The sequence below is a fragment of the Serratia nematodiphila DZ0503SBS1 genome, from assembly GCF_000738675.1.
Classification (GTDB): Bacteria; Pseudomonadota; Gammaproteobacteria; order Enterobacterales; family Enterobacteriaceae; genus Serratia; species Serratia nematodiphila.
The window spans coordinates 587,347-606,377 of sequence record NZ_JPUX01000002.1 but is presented as its reverse complement, the minus strand read 5'-3'; the positions used below and the strand labels follow the sequence as shown (position 1 = coordinate 606,377).

The following is a 19,031-nucleotide window of genomic DNA, read 5'->3' as shown; positions in this document are numbered from 1 at the left end:
ATGCGCAAAAAATATCCTGTAAACTTAAAACGCGTTAGCCTAAGGGGTAACGTGCAGGATTTGTGCCTGTTTACCTTTTTTTACATCAAGTTAGCGCTATTTTTCGGTCTCCGCCCCCCGGCTCATCCCCGGGTTTTGCGGCCAGAGAGGAGGGGGAGTTGCACTTAACGTGGCATTGTTCGTTTCTTGAAGAACGCCGTCGATTTCGTTTGGTACAGCAGGAGAACAGTATGCTTAACGCCTGGCATCAACCGGTCCCGCCTTTTGTGGTGAAGCAAGGGCAACGTTTGGATATCACGCTGTGGTTACAAGGGGATGAACTGCCGGAACGGGTGTTTTTGCGCGCCGAACCGGACAATGAAGAGTGGCTGCTGGTGATGAAAGCGCAGCGCCACGAGGGGATGCGGCGCTACCAGGCCAGCCTGACGCTGAATGAGGGCGAGCCGACGCGGCGTTACTGCTTCAAGCTGCTGTGGGCCGATCGCCAACAGTGGTTCGGCCCGCAGGGCTGGTCGCCAACGCCGCCGGGCCAGCTGGCGCAGTTCGCCGTCGACGATCCTGACAATGGCCCCGAGTGGGTGGCGGATCAGCTGTTCTACCAGATTTTTCCCGATCGCTTCGCCAGCAGCGGCGGCGAGCACGGCATCCAGAGCGGCAGCTATCGCCATCATGCGGCCGGCGCCGAGGTGATTCGGCGCGACTGGCAGCACCCGTTGGAGGATCGCCACGCCGCCTCGACCTTTTACGGCGGCGATCTGGACGGCATCAGCGGCAAACTGCCGTACCTGCAGCAGCTGGGCGTGACGGCGCTGTACCTGAACCCGATTTTTACCGCGCCGAGCGTGCATAAGTACGATACCGAGGACTATTACCAGGTCGATCCGCACTTCGGCGGCAACGCGGCGCTGCAGCGTTTGCGAGTAAGCACTCACAAGGTGGGCATGAAACTGGTGTTGGACGGGGTCTTCAACCACACCGGCGATTCGCACCCGTGGTTTGACCGCCATCGTCAGGGCGAAAACGGCGCCTGTCACCACCCCGATTCGCCGTATCGCGGCTGGTTCAACTTCTACCCGGACGGCCGCGCGCTCGACTGGAAGGGCAACGCCAGCCTGCCGAAGCTCAACTTCGCCGAGCCGCAGGTGGCGGAAGCGATTTATCAGGGCGAAGGCAGCGTGGTGCGTCACTGGCTGCGCCCGCCGTACAGCATCGACGGCTGGCGGCTGGACGTGGTGCATATGCTGGGGGAGAACGGCGGCGCCACCGGCAATCTGCGCCACCTGGCGGGCATCTATCAGGTGGTGAAGCAGGAGAATCCGCAGGCCTATGTCTTGGGCGAGCACTTCGGCGACGCGCGCCGCTGGCTGCACGCCGGCGTGGAGGATGCGGCGATGAACTACATGGGCTTCGCGCTGCCGGTGCGGGCGTTTTTGGCGGGGCTGGACGTGGCCTACCACCCGGTGCGGCTGGACGCCGCCGGGTGCGCGCAGTGGATGGACGGTTACCGCGCCGGGCTGCCGCACAGCCGCCAGCTGATCCAGTTCAATCAGCTGGACAGCCACGATACCGCGCGTTTCCTCACGCTGTTGCAGGGGAACGCGGCGCGCATGCAGATGGCGGCGGTGTGGCTGCTGAGCTGGATCGGTGTGCCTTGCCTCTATTATGGCGATGAGATTGGGTTGGACGGCGGCAACGATCCGTTCTGCCGCAAGCCGTTCCCGTGGGACGTCGGCGACTGGGACCGGCCGCTGCTGGCGCTGTTCCAGCGCATGGCGGCGCTGCGTAAACAGAGCCTGGCCTTGCGCCGTGGCGGCTGCCAGGTGTTGTACGCCAGCGGAGAAACGCTGGTGTTCGTGCGCCTGTATCAGCAGGAGCAGGTGTTGGTGGCGCTGCAGCGCGACGGCAGCGGCCAGGCGCAGCTGCCGCATAACCCGCTGTTGGCGCGCGGCCCGTGGCGGCGTGTGGAAGGGCGGGGAGAGTTGAGCGAAACGGCGGGCGGGTTGCGGCTGCAGTTGGCGGAAGAGTCGGCCACCGTATGGCGCTGCGAGGGCTAAAGGGAGTGCGGGGGCAGAAACGCCCCCGCGATTAAGGTGAGTGGGTATTTACATCAGTAACCGACCGCGGAGCCTGCCGGACGGCGCACGTCGTTGGCGCCGTACAGATAGCCTTCGCGCACTTTGCCGGAAACCGCCGAATCGTTGCCGGAGTTGGCCGGAGTGACGCCCGCCGCGCCCGGCAAGCCGACCAGAATCAGTTCGGCGGCGCCCCACGGCGTTTGCTCGACCATCTTATAGCCCATGCCGCTCAGCAGCTTCAGCGTATCGGCGGAAACGCCGCGCTGTTCGTAGTACACCTCATCCGGCAACCATTGGTGATGGATGCGCGGCGCGTCCACCGCTTCCTGCGGCGCCATGCCGTGGTCGATCACGTTCAACGCGGTCTGCAGGGTGATGGTGATGATGCGCGAACCGCCCGGCGAACCCAGCACCATAAAGATCTTGTTGTCCTTGGTCACCAGCGTCGGGCTCATCGACGATAGTGGGCGCTTACCGGGGGCAATGCTGTTGGCGGTGCCCTGCACCAGCCCGTACAGGTTTTTCTCGCCCACTTTGACCGTAAAGTCGTCCATCTCGTCATTGAGGAAGAAGCCGGTGCCCGGTGCGATGACGACAGCGCCGAAGCGGCCGTTGACGGTATAGGTGGTGGAGACCGCGTTGCCGTCGTGATCGACAATCGAATAGTGGGTGGTTTCCGGCTTCTCATGCGGCTCCATGCCGGGCTGCACGTTTTCCGACGGCGTGGCCTTGTCCGCGACGATTTTCTTGCGGATCTGCTCGGCGTAGCTCTTGCTCACCAGCCGGTCGATCGGGTTCTTGATGAATTCCGGGTCGCCCAGGTAGGTGTTGCGATCCATGTAGGCATGACGCATCGCTTCGGTCATGGTGTGAATGGCCGCCGCCGAGTTGAAGCCCATGCTTTTCAGATCATAGCCTTCCACCACGTTGAGGATTTCGCACAGCGTCACGCCGCCGGAGCTGGGAGGCGGCGCCGACACGAACTTGTAGCCGCGATAGCTGCAGGTGATCGGCGGCGTTTCGGTGACTTTGTAGTTGGCGAAGTCGGCCGCCGTCAAAATGCCGCCGCCCTGTTTGGCTGCCGCCTCCACCGCCTGCGGGATCTTGCCTTTATAGAAGGCGTCGGTTCCGCCTTTGGCGATGGCCTCCAGCGTGTTGGCCAGATCGGTTTGCACCAGTTTATCCCCCGGCTGCAGCGGACTGCCGTCCGGGCGCAGGAAGATTTTGGCCGATTCGGGATCCTGCTTGAAGCGTGCGATGGTGGTGTCGAGGATATCGGTGTCGGCGCGGGTCAGCACAAAACCTTCGCGCGCCAGCTTGATCGCCGGCGCCAGCACCTGTTCGCGGCTCAGCTTGCCGTACTTCTCACGCGCGGTTTCCATCCCCAGCACGGTGCCCGGCACGCCCGCCGCCAGATAGCCGTACAGGCTGGCGTCTTTTTTCACCTTGCCGTCGGCCTCCAGATACATGTTGGCGCTGGCCGCCGCCGGCGCGGTTTCGCGGAAGTTGATGAAGGTATCGGTGCCGTCCGCCAGGTGGACGGTCATAAAGCCGCCGCCGCCGATGTTGCCGCAGCAGGGGTTAACCACCGCTTGCGCATAGCCGACCGCCACGGCGGCGTCGATGGCGTTGCCGCCCATTTTCAGGATATCCACCCCGACCTGCGAGGCCAGATGCTGCGAGGTGACCACCATGCCGTTTTGGGCCTCCACCGCTGGGTTGGATGCCGCGTACAGGCTGCCGCTGACCAGCAGCGCCGCCATGGTCAGGGGTTTGCTCCATTTCTGTAAAAACATAGTTATTCCTACCCTGTCAGTTTTTTATTGTGTTGTGTTTGCTTGCCGTTACTCGCTTGCAAAGCGCGAGCCAGCGTTATTGATAGTAGCCGCAGATGGGCGTACGCGCGGTGAACAGGGTAGGAAATGTGAGCGGAAACAGGGAAATAAAGCACTGAAGGCGGGCGGGCTGCCCCAAAATGGAGCATAAAAAAACCGGCCGCGGGGGCCGGTTGATTCACTATCAGGCTGAAATTACAGCTTGGCAGCGTTTTCAGACAGGTATTTTGCCACGCCGTCTGGGGAAGCGCCCATACCTGCTTTGCCTTTTTCCCACTGAGCCGGGCACACTTCACCGTGCTCTTCGTGGAATTGCAGCGCGTCAACGGTACGGATCATTTCGTCGATGTTACGGCCGATTGGCAGGTCGTTAACCACCTGAGCACGCACGATGCCGTCTTTGTCGATCAGGAAGGAGCCGCGCAGCGCAACGCCGGCTTCCGGGTGTTCGATGCCGTAAGCTTTCTGGATTTCACGCTTAACGTCAGCAACCATTGCGTATTTCACTTCACCGATGCCGCCTTTGTCGACAGGGGTTTTACGCCATGCGTTGTGAACGAATTCTGAGTCGAAGGAAACGCCAACCACTTCAACGCCACGCTTCTGGAACTCTTCATAGCGGTGATCGAAAGCGATCAGCTCGGAAGGGCATACGAAGGTGAAGTCCATTGGCCAGAAGAACAGGACGGCTGGTTTGCCGTTCAGGTGCTTCTTCAGGTTGAAGTTTTCAACGATTTCTCCGCTACCCAGTACGGCAGCTGCAGTGAAGTCAGGGGCTTGACGAGTTACCAGGACCATAATTACTCCTGTAATAGGTGTTAAAGGGTGGATGTAAAAGCAAGGGCCAGTATAGGGGCCGTGACTTGGTGAATAAAGGGTAAAAGACCAATCGATGAGATAGCTTTCACCTATCAAAGTCGTTGATATATTTTATCGAGCTTTAAAAATAACCTTTTCCCACAAAAGGGCAAGCGGCAAAACGTAAATTCTTGCAAGGCGCAGCAATTTCAAACGCTTGGGCTTGACCTCAGAGCGTTTTTTCCTTCGCCTGCCGCATCATTTGCGGATAAAACTGCCAGAATTGTGTTTCAAGCTGATGATAATGTTGTTCGACATCGGCGAACGAGCCGGCCAGCGCTTCGAGGCGCGGGCGGCGGCTGGCCATGCCCTGCAACACTCGGGCGATGAACGGCAATTCGGCGTAGCGTTCCAGCCAGCGCTCCGGCCACAGATAGCCGTTCAGGTTCTGAAAACGCGGCGGCGTGAGCGGCAGGTAAGGTTCGATCTGGCTGCGGGCTTCCTGGGTAAACTGGTGCAGATCGCGCGAGGGCTCCAGCTGCTGCCAGTGGCGCGCCAAAAAATGGTCCCACACCACGTCGAGGGTGATCGGCGCCACGCGGCGGTAGGGGGCGCTGAAATAGTCGCGGCTGGTTTTGACCTGCGGCAGGCTGTCGGTCAACACGTCGACGCGGCGGTGCATCATGATGCCGGCCACCACATCGGGCTGGTAGTCGGCGGCGGGGTTGCCGCGCACGAAGTCGGCCAGCAGGTTGCCCAGCAGCGAGCTGTCCGCCAGCATGGCCAGGTGAAGATGAGCGAGAAAATTCATCCCTCAACTATACCTGAAGTCAGGCAAATCCTCCTTATTTCTTGCCGCTGACCGCCCCCGGCTTTAGACTAGGCCGCCTGTTTTTTACCAACCAGCCCTAAATTGAAGAAGTGAATACCCATGCGCGTCGCTGATTTTTCGTTTGAACTTCCCGAATCCCTGATTGCCCATTATCCCCAGGCCGAGCGCAGCGCATGCCGCCTGCTGCAGCTGGACGGGCCGAGCGGGGCGCTGACGCATGGTGTATTCACCGATCTGCTGGACAAGCTGGAGGCCGGCGATCTGCTGGTGTTCAACAATACCCGCGTGATCCCGGCGCGCATGTTCGGCCGCAAGGTCAGCGGCGGCAAGATTGAAGTGCTGGTGGAGCGCGTGCTGGACGACCATCGCGTGCTGGCGCACGTGCGCGCGTCGAAAGCGCCCAAGCCGGGCGCCGAGCTGCTGCTGGGGGATGACGAGAGCATCGCCGCCACCATGGTGGCGCGCCATGAGACGCTGTTCGAGCTGCGTTTCAACGACGAGCGTGACGTATTCACCATTCTCAACGCGGCCGGCCATATGCCGCTGCCGCCGTATATCGCTCGCCCGGATGAAGACGCCGACCGCGAGCTGTATCAGACGGTTTACAGCGAGAAGCCGGGCGCGGTCGCCGCGCCGACCGCCGGCCTGCATTTCGACGAACCGCTGCTGGCGGCGCTGCGCGCCAAGGGCGTGGAAATGGCGTTCGTGACGCTGCACGTCGGCGCCGGCACCTTCCAGCCGGTGCGCGTGGAAACCATCGAAGATCACGTGATGCACGCCGAATACGCCGAAGTGCCGCAGGAGGTCGTGGATGCGGTGCTGGCCTGCAAAGCGCGCGGCAAGCGCGTGGTGGCGGTGGGCACCACCTCGGTGCGTTCGCTGGAAAGCGCCGCGGCGGCCAGCAAAGAGGCGCTGATTGCGCCGTTCTTCGGCGACACCAGCATCTTTATCTATCCGGGCTATCACTACCAGGTGATCGACGCGCTGGTGACCAACTTCCACCTGCCGGAATCCACCCTGATCATGCTGGTGTCGGCCTTCGCCGGCTATAAAAATACCATGAACGCCTATCAGCAGGCGGTGGCCGAGCAGTATCGCTTTTTCAGCTACGGCGATGCGATGTTCATCAGCCGTAATCCGCAGGCGGAAAACGAGTCCGTCGGCGGCTAAATTCCCGGGCTGCGCGCACGGCGCGGCCCCGTTTCAACGACATCAGACTGTTTCTCTGATGCTGGAGGCTTTGTGAAGTACGAACTACAAACTACCGATGGCCGCGCTCGCCGCGGCCGCCTGATTTTCGACCGCGGCGTGGTGGAAACCCCGGCCTTTATGCCGGTCGGTACCTACGGTACGGTCAAGGGCATGACGCCGGAAGAAGTGAAAGAGACCGGCGCGCAGATCCTGCTGGGCAACACCTTCCACCTGTGGCTGCGCCCGGGCCAGGAGATCATGAAACTGCACGGCGATCTGCACGACTTCATGCAGTGGCCAGGTCCGATCCTCACCGACTCCGGCGGTTTCCAGGTGTTCAGCCTGGGGGCGATGCGCAAGATCAAAGAGGAAGGCGTGTACTTCCGCAACCCGATCAACGGCGACAAGGTGTTCCTGAGCCCGGAAAAATCGATGGAGATCCAGTATGACCTGGGCTCCGACATCGTGATGATCTTCGACGAATGCACGCCATACCCGGCCGACTGGGACTACGCCAAGCGTTCGATGGAAATGTCGCTGCGTTGGGCACAGCGCAGCCGCAAGCGTTTCGACGAACTGGAAAATAAAAATGCGCTGTTCGGCATCATTCAGGGCGGCGTTTACGAAGATTTACGTGATGTTTCCGTCAAAGGGCTGGTGGATATCGGCTTTGACGGGTACGCTGTGGGCGGCTTGGCTGTAGGCGAGCCGAAAGAGGATATGCATCGCATTCTTGAACACGTTTGCCCGCAAATTCCGGAAGATAAGCCACGCTATTTGATGGGTGTCGGCAAGCCGGAAGATTTGGTGGAAGGCGTGCGCCGCGGCATCGACATGTTCGATTGCGTCATGCCGACCCGCAACGCCCGCAACGGCCATTTGTTCGTGACTGACGGTGTGGTAAAAATCCGTAATGCCAAGCACAAGGATGATACTTCTCCGCTGGATAAGGACTGTGATTGCTACACTTGTCGCCATTACAGCCGCGCCTACTTGCACCATCTCGACCGTTGCAACGAAATATTGGGTGCTCGACTGAACACGATTCATAACCTGCGTCACTACCAGCGCCTGATGGCGGGTTTACGCCAGGCTATCGAAGAGGGTAAATTAGAGCAGTTTGTTGCGGATTTCTATGGTCGGATCGGCAAGCCGATTCCGCCTTTAAACGCTTGATCTAATAATTGATAACTTAATGAGGGAATTTCAATGAGCTTTTTCATTTCTGACGCCGTCGCATCCGCAGGGGCTCCGGCTCAGGGAAGCCCGTACTCTCTGATCATTATGCTGGTGGTGTTCGGCCTGATCTTCTACTTCATGATCCTGCGCCCACAGCAGAAACGCGCGAAAGATCACAAGAAGCTGATGGACTCCATCGGTAAAGGCGACGAAGTGCTGACCACCGGCGGCCTGATCGGTCGCGTGACCAAAGTGGCCGACACCGGCATCATCGCCATCGCGCTGAACGACACCACGGAAGTGATGATCAAGCGTGACTTCGTGGCGGCCGTTCTGCCGAAAGGTACCATGAAGGCCCTGTAATCTTTTTTCCCGAAGGGAATTGCCGTGCTAAACCGTTATCCTTTGTGGAAGTATCTGATGTTGATCGTCGTGATCCTCGTCGGTCTGCTTTATGCGCTTCCCAACATCTACGGTGAGGATCCGGCCGTACAAATCACTGGCGCGCGCGGCGTCGCCGCCAGTGAAACTACGCTGGACCAGGTCCGTACCGTATTAGAAAAAGACAACATCGCGAGCAAGTCGATTGCGCTGGAAAATGGCGCCATCCTGGCTCGCTTTAAAGATCCTGACGTTCAGCTGCGCGCCCGCGAAGCGCTGGTGACCGAGCTGGGTGACAAATTCGTCGTGGCGCTGAACCTGGCGCCGGCCACGCCGACCTGGCTGGCCATGCTGGGCGCAGAGCCGATGAAACTCGGCCTGGACCTGCGCGGCGGCGTGCACTTCCTGATGGAAGTGGACATGGACACCGCGCTGAGCAAGCTGCAGGAACAGACCATGGATACCCTGCGCAGCGAGCTGCGCGAGAAGGGCATTCCTTACGCGTCTATCCGCAAGCTGGACAACAACGGCGTGGAAGTTCGCTTCCGCGACGATGCGGCTCGCGACCAGGCCATCAGTTACATCGGCCCGCGTCAGCGCGATCTGGTGCTGTCCGCCAATGGCGCCAACACCATGAAAGCCAACCTGACGGACGCCCGTCTGAGCGAAGCGCGCGAATACGCCGTACAGCAGAACATCACTATCCTGCGTAACCGCGTCAACCAGCTCGGCGTCGCCGAACCGCTGGTGCAGCGCCAGGGCGCCGACCGCATCGTGGTTGAGCTGCCGGGCATTCAGGACACCGCGCGCGCCAAAGAAATTCTGGGCGCCACCGCGACCCTGGAGTTCCGTCTGGTGAACACCAATGCGGACGCCACTGCGGCGGCCAACGGCCGCGTGCCGGGCGACTCCGAGGTGAAATACACCCGTGACGGCCAGCCGATCGTGCTGTACAAGCGCGTGATCCTGACCGGTGACCACATCACCGACTCCACTTCGAGCACCGACGAATACAACCAGCCGCAGGTTAACATCTCGCTGGACAGCGCCGGCGGCACGTCGATGTCCAACTTCACCAAGGACAACATCGGCAAGCCGATGGCGACCCTGTTCGTGGAGTATAAGGACAGCGGCAAGAAAGACGCCAACGGCCGTGCGGTGCTGGTGAAACAGGAAGAAGTGATCAACGTGGCGAACATTCAGTCGCGTCTGGGCAACAGCTTCCGCATCACCGGCATCGGCAACCCGAACGAAGCGCGTCAGCTTTCGCTGCTGCTGCGTGCGGGTGCGCTGATCGCGCCGATTCAGATCGTCGAAGAGCGCACCATCGGTCCAACCCTGGGTCAGCAGAACATCACCCAAGGTCTGGAAGCCTGTCTGTGGGGCCTGGTGGCGTCCATCGTCTTCATGGTGGTCTGGTACCGTAAGTTCGGCGTGATCGCCACCACGGCGCTGGTCGCCAACCTGGTGCTGATCGTCGGCGTGATGTCCCTGTTGCCGGGGGCGACGCTGACCATGCCGGGCATTGCCGGGATCGTGTTGACGCTGGCGGTGGCGGTCGACGCCAACGTACTGATTAACGAACGTATCAAGGAGGAGCTGAAGAACGGCCGGTCCGTTCAGCAGGCGATCCATGAGGGCTATAAAGGCGCGTTCTCCAGTATCGTCGACGCCAACATCACCACCCTGATCACCGCGGTCATCCTGTACGCAGTGGGCACCGGTTCGATCAAAGGCTTTGCGATCACCACCGCTATCGGTGTGGCGACGTCCATGTTCACCGCGATTGTCGGTACCCGTGCCATCGTCAACCTGCTTTACGGCGGCAAACGCATTAACAAGCTGTCTATCTGAGGAGTGCGTTGTGGCACAGGATTATACTGTTGAGCAACTCAACTACGGCCGTAAAGTCTACGACTTTATGCGCTGGGACTATTTGGCCTTCGGCATCTCGTTGCTGCTGTTGGTCGCGTCGATTGTCACCATGTCGGTGCGCGGGTTTAACTGGGGTCTGGATTTCACCGGCGGTACGGTGATTGAAATCAACCTGGAGAAGCCGGCTAACCTCGACCTGATGCGCGATACGCTGGAGAAGGCCGGGTTCCAGGATCCGATCATCCAGAACTTCGGCAGCAGCCGCGACGTGATGGTACGCATGCCACCGGCGACCGGCACCGCAGGCCAGGAACTGGGCAATAAGGTGATCGGCGTGATCAACGACTCGGTGGATAAAAACGCCACCGTGAAGCGCATCGAGTTCGTCGGCCCGAGCGTGGGCAGCGAACTGGCGCAAACCGGCGGCATGGCGCTGCTGGTGGCGTTGATCTGTATCCTGATCTACGTCGGTTTCCGCTTCGAATGGCGCCTGGCGCTGGGGGCGGTTATCGCGCTGGCGCACGACGTGATCATCACGCTGGGCGTGCTGTCGCTGTTCCATATCGAGATTGACCTGACCATCGTCGCGTCCCTGATGTCGGTTATCGGTTACTCGCTGAACGACAGTATCGTGGTATCCGACCGTATTCGTGAGAACTTCCGCAAGATCCGCCGCGGCACGCCTTACGAGATCATGAACGTGTCGTTGACCCAGACGCTGAGCCGTACGCTGATGACTTCCGGTACTACCCTGATGGTGGTACTGATGCTGTACATCTTCGGTGGCGCGATGCTGCAAGGCTTCTCGCTGGCGATGTTGATCGGCGTGTCGATCGGTACCGTTTCCTCCATCTACGTCGCGTCCGCGCTTGCGTTGAAGCTGGGGATGAAACGCGAGCACATGCTGCAGCAAAAAGTGGAAAAAGAGGGCGCGGATCAGCCTTCGATTCTGCCTTAACCGCCGCAGTATTCAGCGAAATGAGAAGGAGCGCCGATGGCGCTCCTTTTTTTTGCCTCGAGTTTTCAGTGTTGCTGCACCACCGCCGGTTGGGCAGTCGAAACCAGACTGTGCAGACGGATATAGCCGAGCTGTTCCGGCGTCAGGCCGCTGAAGCGCAGCTCGAAATCCTGACCGGGTTTCGGCAGCAGCGAGTCGGCGCTGACGATCGGTTGCGACAGCGCCTCGGCGGTCAACGGCCGGCCGGTGGCCTCATCCAGTTGGCCCCACTCCACCACCGCGTTGAACGGCGGCAGCGTGGCCTGTGAGAGGATGCGCACATGCAGCTGCGCCTGCGTGCCGTTGGCTTCGCTCTTGATGTGGCTCAGCGAAACGCTCAGCTCGCCGATGCCGCTCTGCAAACGGGCGGCGCTTCGGGCCGCCGGCAGCAGGTAGACGCCGTTGTCGGAGTGCTGATTGAGCATATTCTGCCGCTCCAACGCGGTGGTTTGATCGGTCAGCACGCTCACTTTCTGGTTCAGCGCGGCGACCTGATGGCGCAGTTGAGGGACGGCGGCGTTGTGCGCGCAGCCTGCCAGCAACACGGCGGCGGCGAGCAGGGTGATTTTGGGGTAACGGGTTGTCATGACGGCGATTTCCTATGCTGAATCTCCTGTTATCAGCTTAGTCCGCCCGGAGGGGAAAGTCATATCGGCGCCGCTTCCCGGCTGCGTGTCGCAACAAATGGCCGCCGCCCTTTGTTGTCGCTGCACTTCGGGGTAAACTGCATTTATCTATAAAAACGTTTATCAGGACGTGTTATGCATTGCCCTTTCTGCGCCGCCGTTGATACCAAAGTCATTGATTCCCGCCTGGTGGGGGACGGTTCGCAAGTGCGCCGCCGCCGCCAGTGTCTGGTGTGCAATGAACGCTTCACCACCTTCGAGGTGGCCGAGCTGGTGATGCCGCGAGTGATTAAAAGCGATGAGGTGCGCGAGCCGTTCAACGAAGACAAACTGCGTCGCGGCATGCTGAAAGCGCTGGAAAAGCGCCCGGTAAGCTCGGACGACGTGGAAAACGCCCTTAATCATATCAAATCCCAACTGCGCGCCACCGGCGAACGCGAAGTGCCGACCAAACTGGTGGGCAACCTGGTGATGGACGCGTTGAAAAAGCTGGATAAGGTCGCCTACATTCGCTTTGCGTCGGTGTACCGCAGCTTCGAGGACGTGCGCGAGTTCGGCGAAGAGATTGCCCGCCTGCAAGACTAAAGGATCTTTCATGCATCACGACGAATTTTATATGGCGCGCGCCTTCGAACTGGCGCGCCTGGGGCGTTTCACCACCGCGCCCAATCCGAACGTCGGCTGCGTTATCGTGCGCGACGGCGAAATTGTCGGTGAAGGCTATCATCTGCGCGCCGGCGAGCCGCACGCGGAAGTGCATGCGCTGCGTATGGCGGGCGACAAGGCGCGCGGCGCCACCGCCTATGTGACGCTCGAGCCGTGCAGCCATCACGGCCGCACGCCGCCCTGCGCCGATGCGCTGGTGGCCGCCGGCGTAACGCGAGTGGTCGCGGCGATGCAAGATCCCAATCCGCAGGTGGCGGGGCGCGGGCTGTACAAGCTGCAGCAGGCCGGCGTCGAGGTGCGGCACGGCCTGATGCTGGCCGAGGCCGAAGCGGTCAACCTGGGCTTCCTCAAACGCATGCGCACCGGTTTCCCCTATGTGCAACTGAAGCTGGGCGCGTCGCTGGACGGGCGCACGGCGATGGCCTCCGGCGAGAGCCAGTGGATCACCTCACCCGAAGCGCGTCAGGACGTGCAGCGCCTGCGCGCGCAGAGCGCCGCCATTCTCAGCACCAGCGCCACCGTGCTGGCGGACGATCCGTCGCTGACGGTGCGTTGGGATGAGTTGGATGCGGAGACCCAGCGCCTCTATCCGCGCGAAAATCTGCGTCAGCCGCTGCGCATCCTGCTCGACAGCCAAAACCGCATTACCCCGCAGCACCGCGTGGTGCAGCAGCCGGGCGCCACCTGGCTGGCGCGCCTGCAGGCGGATGAACAGGCCTGGCCGCAAGACGTTGAGCAGTTTATCTGCCCGGCGCACGGCGGCGGCGTCGATCTGGTGGTGATGATGATGCTGTTGGCCAAGCGCCAGGTGAATTCAATCTGGGTGGAGGCGGGCGCATCGCTGGCCGGCGCGCTGCTGCAGGCCGGCCTGGTGGATGAGCTCATTTTGTACATCGCGCCAAAACTGTTGGGCGATAATGGCCGTGGCCTGTGCCACCTGCCGGGCCTGGAGCGGTTGGCCGACGCGCCGGAATTCGTCTTTAGCGACGTGCGCCAGGTTGGCCCCGATCTGCGTTTGCGCCTGCGGGCGAAACACTGAATCTCGCGCCCGCGCGCCGGTTTTACAAAAGCGCCGCGCAGGCGATGAAAGAATATGATAGAATCCGCCCCCCTGCGGGGTATTGAACCCATTTTTAAGGAAAGCCCATGAAAGTTATCGAAGGTGTTGTTGCTACTCCAAATGCCCGTGTGGCGATCGCAATTGCACGTTTTAACAATTTCATCAACGACAGCCTGCTGGAAGGCGCCATCGACGCGCTGAAACGCATTGGTCAGGTTGCTGACGACAACATCACCGTTGTCTGGGTCCCGGGCGCTTACGAGCTGCCGTTGACGGCGAGCGTATTGGCCAAAACCGGCAAATACGACGCGGTTATCGCGCTGGGCACCGTTATCCGTGGGGGCACCGCGCACTTCGAATATGTGGCGGGCGAAGCCAGCTCCGGCATCGGCAACGTTGCGATGAATGCCGAAATCCCGGTTGCCTTTGGCGTGCTGACCACCGAAAGCATCGAACAGGCGATCGAACGCGCCGGCACCAAAGCGGGCAACAAGGGCGCTGAAGCCGCGTTGACCGCACTTGAAATGATTAATGTTATCAAAGCTATTAAAGCCTGAATTTAGTTAAGGGGAATTCCGTGAAACCTGCTGCTCGTCGCCGCGCTCGTGAGTGCGCTGTTCAAGCGCTTTACTCTTGGCAGTTGTCTAAAAACGACCTTGCCGATGTTGAACACCAGTTCCTGACGGAGCAGGATGTCAAAGATGTTGACGTCGCCTATTTTCGCGAGTTGCTGTCCGGCGCGGCAGTGAATGCAGGTATGCTGGACGAACTGATGGCGCCATACCTGTCGCGTCAGCTCGAAGAGCTGGGCCAGGTGGAGCGCGCAGTGCTGCGCGTCGCGCTGTTTGAACTGAAAATGCGTGAGGATGTCCCTTACAAGGTGGCGATCAACGAAGCGATCGAGCTGGCGAAAACCTTCGGCGCGGAAGACAGCCACAAGTTTGTGAACGGGGTGCTGGATAAAGTGGCGCCAACCCTTCGCAAGAAAAAGTAAAACATTAAGGCCGGCATTCCCGGCCTTAATTTCTTCTCGTGGAATATCGATATGGCATGCGGTGAATTTGACCTCATTGCCCGCTATTTTGACCGGTTTAAGCGCGTGCGCCGGGATGTACAGTTGGGCATTGGAGATGACTGCGCACTGCTGGCAGTGCCGGAAAAACAGCTGGTGGCCGTCAGTACCGATACGTTGGTGGCGGGCGTGCACTTCTTGCCGGATATCGATCCGGCCGATCTCGGTTATAAAGCGCTGGCGGTCAATCTCAGCGATCTGGCGGCGATGGGCGCCGATCCGGCGTGGCTCTCGCTGGCCCTGACCCTGCCGGAGGTGAACGAGCCCTGGCTGAAGGCCTTCAGCGACAGCCTGTTTGATCAGCTCAACTATTACGGTATGCAACTGATCGGCGGCGATACCACGCGCGGCCCGCTGAGCATGACCTTGACCATTCAGGGCTTGATCCCGGCCGGCCGGGCGTTGACCCGCAGCGGCGCGCGCATCGGCGACTGGATCTATGTGACCGGCACGCTGGGCGACAGCGCCGCCGGTTTGGCGATCCTGCAGGATCGTCTGGCGGTGACGGATACGGCGGCGCGCGATTACCTGATCGCTCGCCATCTGCGCCCGCAGCCGCGGGTGTTGCAGGGGCAGGCGCTGCGCGATCTGGCCAGTTCGGCGATCGACATCTCCGACGGCCTGATCTCCGATCTGAAACACATCCTGAAGGCCAGCGACTGTGGCGCACGCATCGTGCTGGACGAGCTGCCGATGTCGCAGGCGCTGAGCAGCCACGCGGATGCCGAGCAGGCGCTGCGTTGGGCGCTGGCGGGCGGCGAAGATTACGAGCTGTGTTTCACCGTGCCGGAAATCAACCGCGGCGCGTTGGAAGTGGCGCTGAGCCACCTCGGGGCCGACTACACCTGCATCGGCCAAATTGGTCCGCTGTCTGAAGGCATTCGCTATTATCGCAACGACGAGGCGGTGGAGCTGGACTGGGTCGGGTTCGACCATTTCAATGCGGAGCCGGGCAACCATGGATGAAGCCAAGCGCCGGCTGCGGATGAGCAATCCGTGGCACCTGCTGGCCACCGGTTTTGGCAGCGGTTTGTCGCCGGTGATGCCGGGTACCATGGGATCGCTGGCGGCGATCCCGTTCTGGCTGCTGCTGATCCAACTGCCGTGGCAGCTCTACTCGCTGACGGTGATGTTCAGCATTTGCATCGGCGTCTATATTTGCCACCGCACGGCAAAAGACATGAAGGTGCACGATCACGGCAGCATCGTCTGGGATGAGTTCGTCGGCATGTGGATCACGCTGATGGCGCTGCCGGTCAACGACTGGCGCTGGGTCGCCGCCGGTTTCGTCATCTTCCGCATTCTGGATATGTGGAAGCCGTGGCCGATCCGCTGGTTCGACCGCAACGTGCATGGCGGCATGGGCATTATGGTCGACGATATCATCGCCGGCGTGCTGTCTGCGGGCATCATCTACCTGATTGGCCACCACTGGCCGATCGGGCTGTTCTGACAGACGGGCGCGGCGTTTCGCGCCCGCTTCCCTTTATTCAAATCCCGTCACCCGATGCGGTACGTAAGCCGTCTCCAGTTCCGCCACCTCTTGCGGCGACAAACTCAAATCGACCGCGGCGATGGCGTCATCCAACTGCTCGCTGCGTGACGCGCCGACGATCGGCGCGCTGACCGCCGGTTTGTTCAGCAACCAGGCCAGCGCGATCTGCGCGCGTGAAACGCCGCGTTCTTCGGCGAGGCTGGCGACGCGTTCGGCGATGATGGCGTCGATGCCTTCAGTTTCCTCGTACAGGCTTTTGCCGAACTGGTCGGAGACCAGCCGCGCGGTGGTTTCGCCCCAGGGGCGGGTCAGGCGGCCGCGTGCCAGCGGGCTCCACGGCAGCACGGCGATGCCTTCGGCGGCGCACAGCGGGTGCATCTCGCGCTCTTCTTCGCGCTGGATCAGGTTGTATTGATCCTGCATGCTGACGAAGCGCGTCCAGCCGTGCAGATCGGCGGTATACAGCGCCTTGGCGAACTGCCAGGCGTACATCGAGGAGGCGCCGATGTAACGAGCCTTACCGGCTTTCACCACGTCGTGCAGCGCTTCCAGCGTCTCTTCCAGCGGCGTTTCGTAATCCCAGCGGTGGATTTGCAGCAAATCGACATAGTCGGTGCCGAGACGGCGCAGGCTGTCGTCGATGGACTGCATGATGTTGGCGCGCGACAAACCGCGCTTCAGATTGCTCAGCGGGAAATAGACCTTGGTGGCGATAACGACGTCCTCGCGGCGTGCATAGTCGCGCAGCGCCCGGCCGAGGATCTCCTCGCTGCTGCCGTCGGAATAGCTGTTGGCGGTGTCGAAAAAGTTGATGCCGGCTTCCAGCGCCTGTTTCAGCAGCGGGCGGCTGCTCTCTTCCGGCAGCGTCCAGGCGTGATTGCCGCGGTTCGGTTCGCCATAGGTCATGCAACCCAGGCAGATGCGCGAGACGTTCAGATCGGTGTTGCCCAGTTTCAGGTACTTCATGCTTGCCTCCCATTCACAGCTCAGACAGTAACTGTAGCGCGGATCCCGGAGGGCGGAAACGAAAACGCCCCCGAAGGCGGAGGCGTTTTATCAGGCGCGGGCGGCGATTACTGCGCCAGCCAGGTTTCGATTTGGCGTTGAATGCCGGCGGCGTCCAGCCCCAGATCGGCGCGCAGTTCTTCCTGGGTGCCCTGTGAGACGAAGCTGTCCGGCAGGCCGAGGTTCAGCACCGGCACCGGACGGCGTTTGGCCATCAGCAGTTCGTTGACGCCGCTGCCGGCGCCGCCCATGATGGCGTTCTCTTCCAGCGTGACCAGCGTTTCATGGCTGGCGGCCAGTTCGAGCACCAGCTGCTCGTCCAGCGGCTTGACGAAGCGCATGTCGACCAGCGTGGCGTTGAGCGCTTCCGCCGCTTGCGCGGCCTCCGGCAGCAGGGTGCCGAAGTTGAGAATGGCGATCTTTTCCCCCTGGCGGCGCACCACGCCTTTGCCGATCGGCAGCATGTTGAGCGGCTCCAGCGCCGCGCCGGTGCCGGTGCCGCGCGGATAGCGCACGGCGCTCGGGCCGTCGTTATAGTGATAGCCGGTATACAGCATCTGGCGGCATTCGTTTTCGTCGCTCGGCGTCATGATCACCATGGTCGGGATGCAGCGCATGAACGACAGATCGAACGCCCCCTGGTGGGTCTGGCCGTCGGCGCCGACGATGCCGCCGCGATCGATGGCGAACATCACCGGCAGGTTTTGGATCGCCACGTCATGGATCAACTGATCGTAGGCGCGTTGCAGGAAGGTGGAATAGATCGCCACCACCGGCTTGTAGCCGCCGATCGCCAGCCCGGCGGCGAAGGTGACCGCGTGCTGTTCGGCGATCGCCACATCGAAATATTGCTGCGGATAGTCGCGAGAGAACTGCACCATGCCGGAGCCTTCGCGCATCGCCGGCGTGATCGCCATCAGTGAGCTGTCTTTGGCGGCGGTTTCACACAGCCAGTCGCCGAAGATTTTCGAATAGGTCGGCAGACCGCCGGCGCTTTTCGGCAGCGTGCCGCTGGCGGGATCGAACTTCGGCACCGCGTGGAAGCTAATTGGGTCCTTCTCCGCCGGCGCGTAACCGCGGCCTTTCTTGGTCATGATGTGCAACAGCTGCGGGCCTTTCAGATCGCGCATGTTTTTCAACGTGGCGACCAGCCCCTGCACGTCGTGGCCGTCTACCGGGCCGATGTAGTTGAAGCCCAGCTCTTCGAACAGCGTGCCTGGCACCACCATGCCTTTCAGGTGCTCTTCGGTGCGTTTCACCAGCTCCTTGATCGGCGGCACGCCGGCCAGCACTTTCTTGCCGCCTTCGCGCAGGGTGGAGTAAAGCTTGCCGGACAGTAGCTGCGCCAGATGGTTGTTCAGCGCGCCGACGTTTTCCGAGATCGACATCTCGTTGTCGTTCAGCACCACCAGCATGTCCGGATTGATATCGCCGGCGTGGTTCATCGCTTCGAACGCCATGCCGGCGGTGATGGCGCCGTCGCCGATCACGCACACCGTGCGGCGGCCCTTGCCTTCACGCTCTGCCGCCACCGCCATGCCGAGGCCGGCGCTGATCGAGGTCGACGAATGGCCGACTGACAGCACGTCGTATTCGCTTTCGGCGCGCCACGGGAAGGGGTGCAAGCCGTTCTTTTGCCGGATAGTGGCGATCCGGTCGCGGCGGCCGGTCAGAATTTTGTGCGGGTAGGCCTGGTGGCCGACGTCCCACACCAGATGATCGAACGGCGTGTTGTAGACGAAATGCAACGCCACCGTCAGTTCGACGGTACCCAGCCCGGAGGCAAAGTGGCCGCTGGAACGACTGACGCTGTTCAGCAGGTATTGCCGCAGCTCATCGCACAGCTTCGGCAAGCTCTCTTTGGGCAGTGAGCGGAGTTCCTCGGGGTTTTCCGCTAGCGCCAGGGTTGGGTATTTGGCTATATCAAGACTCATTCGATACTCA

18 protein-coding genes are annotated in these 19,031 nt (G+C 61.1%); 12 read left to right on the top strand and 6 right to left on the bottom strand.

The annotated features are described in order from the left end of the window. The first annotated feature begins 230 nt into the window (after positions 1-230). Positions 231-2,054, top strand: a complete 1,824-nt coding sequence (malZ, locus tag JL05_RS23450; protein ID WP_033634016.1) for a maltodextrin glucosidase — start codon at positions 231-233, stop codon at positions 2,052-2,054. 53 nt (positions 2,055-2,107) lie between these two features. On the opposite strand, the gene ggt is transcribed toward malZ, so the two are convergent. From ggt to JL05_RS23435, 3 genes are all read right to left on the bottom strand, one after another. Then, complete coding sequence (ggt, locus tag JL05_RS23445; RefSeq protein ID WP_033634015.1) at positions 2,108-3,871, bottom strand: gamma-glutamyltransferase; 1,764 nt, start codon at positions 3,869-3,871, stop codon at positions 2,108-2,110. Between the two features lie 234 nt (positions 3,872-4,105). Further along, a complete protein-coding gene (locus JL05_RS23440) occupies positions 4,106-4,708 on the bottom strand; it encodes a peroxiredoxin C (protein WP_004940403.1) in 603 nt (200 codons plus the stop codon). 229 nt (positions 4,709-4,937) lie between these two features. Further along, complete coding sequence (locus JL05_RS23435; RefSeq protein ID WP_004940396.1) at positions 4,938-5,519, bottom strand: ACP phosphodiesterase; 582 nt, start codon at positions 5,517-5,519, stop codon at positions 4,938-4,940. Between the two features lie 120 nt (positions 5,520-5,639). Here JL05_RS23435 and queA point away from each other — a divergent pair, with 120 nt between their 5' ends. The 5 genes from queA to secF all read left to right on the top strand — a co-directional run bounded on the left by queA (position 5,640) and on the right by secF (position 11,124). Beyond that, positions 5,640-6,710 carry a tRNA preQ1(34) S-adenosylmethionine ribosyltransferase-isomerase QueA gene (queA, locus tag JL05_RS23430; protein WP_004940394.1) on the top strand — a complete coding sequence of 357 codons (1,071 nt, stop codon included), beginning with the start codon at positions 5,640-5,642 and terminating at the stop codon, positions 6,708-6,710. A 72-nt stretch (positions 6,711-6,782) separates the two neighbouring features. Then, positions 6,783-7,907, top strand: coding sequence for a tRNA guanosine(34) transglycosylase Tgt (gene tgt / locus JL05_RS23425; protein ID WP_033634014.1), 1,125 nt, complete (start codon positions 6,783-6,785; stop codon positions 7,905-7,907). Positions 7,908-7,940: 33 nt separating this feature from the next. Next, positions 7,941-8,273 (top strand): preprotein translocase subunit YajC, encoded by a 333-nt coding sequence (gene yajC / locus JL05_RS23420; RefSeq protein WP_004940391.1) that lies wholly within the window; start codon positions 7,941-7,943, stop codon positions 8,271-8,273. A gap of 24 nt (positions 8,274-8,297) precedes the next feature. Beyond that, the gene (secD, locus tag JL05_RS23415; RefSeq protein ID WP_004940390.1) at positions 8,298-10,145 is read left to right on the top strand and encodes a protein translocase subunit SecD; all 1,848 of its coding nucleotides are present in this window, start codon (positions 8,298-8,300) and stop codon (positions 10,143-10,145) included. Positions 10,146-10,155: 10 nt separating this feature from the next. Further along, entirely contained in the window at positions 10,156-11,124 is a 969-nt protein-coding gene (secF, locus tag JL05_RS23410) for a protein translocase subunit SecF (protein WP_004940389.1), read from the top strand. 65 nt (positions 11,125-11,189) lie between these two features. On the opposite strand, the gene JL05_RS23405 is transcribed toward secF, so the two are convergent. Next, positions 11,190-11,750, bottom strand: coding sequence for a SadB/YajI family lipoprotein (locus JL05_RS23405; RefSeq protein WP_033634012.1), 561 nt, complete (start codon positions 11,748-11,750; stop codon positions 11,190-11,192). A 174-nt stretch (positions 11,751-11,924) separates the two neighbouring features. Between JL05_RS23405 and nrdR the strand changes: the two genes are divergently transcribed. The 6 genes from nrdR to pgpA all read left to right on the top strand — a co-directional run bounded on the left by nrdR (position 11,925) and on the right by pgpA (position 16,040). Then, on the top strand, positions 11,925-12,374 hold the full coding sequence (gene nrdR, locus JL05_RS23400) for a transcriptional regulator NrdR (RefSeq protein ID WP_004940387.1): 450 nt from the start codon (positions 11,925-11,927) through the stop codon (positions 12,372-12,374). Between the two features lie 10 nt (positions 12,375-12,384). Further along, a complete protein-coding gene (ribD, locus tag JL05_RS23395; RefSeq protein WP_021504683.1) occupies positions 12,385-13,494 on the top strand; it encodes a bifunctional diaminohydroxyphosphoribosylaminopyrimidine deaminase/5-amino-6-(5-phosphoribosylamino)uracil reductase RibD in 1,110 nt (369 codons plus the stop codon). Between the two features lie 107 nt (positions 13,495-13,601). Next, positions 13,602-14,072: a 6,7-dimethyl-8-ribityllumazine synthase gene (gene ribH / locus JL05_RS23390; RefSeq protein ID WP_004940385.1), complete on the top strand. Its 471-nt coding sequence runs from the start codon at positions 13,602-13,604 to the stop codon at positions 14,070-14,072. A 20-nt stretch (positions 14,073-14,092) separates the two neighbouring features. Next, the gene (nusB, locus tag JL05_RS23385; protein WP_004940384.1) at positions 14,093-14,509 is read left to right on the top strand and encodes a transcription antitermination factor NusB; all 417 of its coding nucleotides are present in this window, start codon (positions 14,093-14,095) and stop codon (positions 14,507-14,509) included. A gap of 51 nt (positions 14,510-14,560) precedes the next feature. Continuing rightward, complete coding sequence (gene thiL, locus JL05_RS23380) at positions 14,561-15,553, top strand: thiamine-phosphate kinase (protein WP_033634011.1); 993 nt, start codon at positions 14,561-14,563, stop codon at positions 15,551-15,553. After that, a complete protein-coding gene (gene pgpA / locus JL05_RS23375; RefSeq protein ID WP_033634010.1) occupies positions 15,546-16,040 on the top strand; it encodes a phosphatidylglycerophosphatase A in 495 nt (164 codons plus the stop codon). Before thiL ends, pgpA begins: the two co-directional genes overlap by 8 nt. 33 nt (positions 16,041-16,073) lie before the next feature. Here pgpA and JL05_RS23370 read toward each other — a convergent pair whose 3' ends face one another. Further along, a complete protein-coding gene (locus JL05_RS23370) occupies positions 16,074-17,048 on the bottom strand; it encodes an aldo/keto reductase (RefSeq protein WP_033634009.1) in 975 nt (324 codons plus the stop codon). Positions 17,049-17,155: 107 nt separating this feature from the next. Further along, complete coding sequence (dxs, locus tag JL05_RS23365) at positions 17,156-19,021, bottom strand: 1-deoxy-D-xylulose-5-phosphate synthase (protein WP_004940380.1); 1,866 nt, start codon at positions 19,019-19,021, stop codon at positions 17,156-17,158. Positions 19,022-19,031: the final 10 nt, after the last annotated feature.

What these genes read in the sequence shown, in the direction of transcription:
- malZ (WP_033634016.1), top strand. Translation starts at nt 231, where the DNA reads ATGCTTAACGCCTGGCATCAACCGGTCCCGCCTTTTGTGGTGAAGCAA.
- ggt (WP_033634015.1), bottom strand. Translation starts at nt 3,871, where the DNA reads ATGTTTTTACAGAAATGGAGCAAACCCCTGACCATGGCGGCGCTGCTG.
- JL05_RS23440 (WP_004940403.1), bottom strand. Translation starts at nt 4,708, where the DNA reads ATGGTCCTGGTAACTCGTCAAGCCCCTGACTTCACTGCAGCTGCCGTA.
- JL05_RS23435 (WP_004940396.1), bottom strand. Translation starts at nt 5,519, where the DNA reads ATGAATTTTCTCGCTCATCTTCACCTGGCCATGCTGGCGGACAGCTCG.
- queA (WP_004940394.1), top strand. Translation starts at nt 5,640, where the DNA reads ATGCGCGTCGCTGATTTTTCGTTTGAACTTCCCGAATCCCTGATTGCC.
- yajC (WP_004940391.1), top strand. Translation starts at nt 7,941, where the DNA reads ATGAGCTTTTTCATTTCTGACGCCGTCGCATCCGCAGGGGCTCCGGCT.
- JL05_RS23405 (WP_033634012.1), bottom strand. Translation starts at nt 11,750, where the DNA reads ATGACAACCCGTTACCCCAAAATCACCCTGCTCGCCGCCGCCGTGTTG.
- nrdR (WP_004940387.1), top strand. Translation starts at nt 11,925, where the DNA reads ATGCATTGCCCTTTCTGCGCCGCCGTTGATACCAAAGTCATTGATTCC.
- ribD (WP_021504683.1), top strand. Translation starts at nt 12,385, where the DNA reads ATGCATCACGACGAATTTTATATGGCGCGCGCCTTCGAACTGGCGCGC.
- ribH (WP_004940385.1), top strand. Translation starts at nt 13,602, where the DNA reads ATGAAAGTTATCGAAGGTGTTGTTGCTACTCCAAATGCCCGTGTGGCG.
- thiL (WP_033634011.1), top strand. Translation starts at nt 14,561, where the DNA reads ATGGCATGCGGTGAATTTGACCTCATTGCCCGCTATTTTGACCGGTTT.
- pgpA (WP_033634010.1), top strand. Translation starts at nt 15,546, where the DNA reads ATGGATGAAGCCAAGCGCCGGCTGCGGATGAGCAATCCGTGGCACCTG.
- JL05_RS23370 (WP_033634009.1), bottom strand. Translation starts at nt 17,048, where the DNA reads ATGAAGTACCTGAAACTGGGCAACACCGATCTGAACGTCTCGCGCATC.
- dxs (WP_004940380.1), bottom strand. Translation starts at nt 19,021, where the DNA reads ATGAGTCTTGATATAGCCAAATACCCAACCCTGGCGCTAGCGGAAAAC.